Annotated in this window: 1 protein-coding gene; it reads left to right on the top strand. The window is 39.4% G+C overall.

Annotation, left to right across the window (positions count from 1 at the left end; all coding sequences use genetic code 11):
* A partial coding sequence (locus tag A3761_RS04635) for an enoyl-CoA hydratase/isomerase family protein (RefSeq protein WP_197472821.1) occupies positions 1-548 on the top strand: 548 nt, incomplete at both ends.

The following is a 548-nucleotide window of genomic DNA, read 5'->3' as shown; positions in this document are numbered from 1 at the left end:
AACACAATTTCTTAATCAGGTTCCCTATAATCTAGGATATTTTCTGGCGTTAACGGGCGTAGCTATTAATGCAGCCGATACACTATTTTGCCGCTTAGCTGATTTTGCCATTGAGTTAAATGATGTCGAAAAGCTGATTCATGCAATATCCAAGCTTGAATTTTCAGAAGAAAATGATAACAACCACCTCTTGGTAACAGAAGCTATAAAGGCACTAGAGCTTACAAGCAAACAACTTCAAAGTTCGCAAATAAAGCTAAACCTACAAGTGCTTGAGCAGGCGTGCCAGCATAACTCTTTATGTTCAATTACGGATGCAATCGTAGCTTTTGATGAAAGTAACACTTTTCTCAACAAATCTAAGCAAACTTTACTTGCTGGCTCCCCGTTATCTCTTGTTGCGATTTATGAGCAGTTAAAACGCCATCGTTATACTGATTTACAAAACGCTTTTACAAGCGAGCTGGTTTTAGCGACCAACATGATCCGTCATCCCGATTTTGCGGAGGGCGTTCGTGCGCTATTAATAGATAAAGACAAAACACCTA

The sequence above is a fragment of the Oleiphilus sp. HI0123 genome (assembly GCF_001635315.1).
The sequence above is the reverse complement of the archived record's forward strand: the minus strand, read 5'-3'. Positions and strand labels throughout refer to the sequence as shown.